Annotated in this window: 1 protein-coding gene; it reads left to right on the forward strand. The window is 56.7% G+C overall.

Annotated elements, in window-relative coordinates; genetic code table 11:
* The coding region (locus ACLWS4_RS37935) for an enoyl-CoA hydratase-related protein (protein ID WP_416876568.1) at positions 1-360 on the forward strand (360 nt) is incomplete at its 5' end.
* Between the last annotated feature and the right edge of the window lie 5 nt (positions 361-365).

Below are 365 nucleotides of genomic sequence, written 5' to 3' on the forward strand. Positions count from 1 at the left end.
GGAGCGGGCGGCACACAGCGGCTGCCAAGACTCATTGGGGTTGGTAAAGCGAAAGAACTGATCTACACGGCGCGACGGCTGACTGCTGAAGAAGCAGCGGCAATCGGCCTGCTCGAATACGCTGTGCCGCGTGCAGCAGTAATCGAAAAAGCGTTTGAACTGGCGGGGGAAATGAAAAAAAACGGCCCCATTGCACTCAGACAGGCAAAAACGGCCATCGATCAAGGGACAGAGACTGGCCTTTCAGCAGGGCTGAAAATCGAAGAACTCGCCTACAACGCGCTCATTCCGACCGAAGACAGGCTCGAGGGCTTGCGGGCATTCGCGGAAAAGCGCGCCCCGGTGTATAAAGGGAGGTAATGCAA

This window comes from Kitasatospora sp. SC0581 (assembly GCF_048159585.1).
Taxonomy (GTDB): domain Bacteria; phylum Actinomycetota; class Actinomycetes; order Streptomycetales; family Streptomycetaceae; genus Kitasatospora.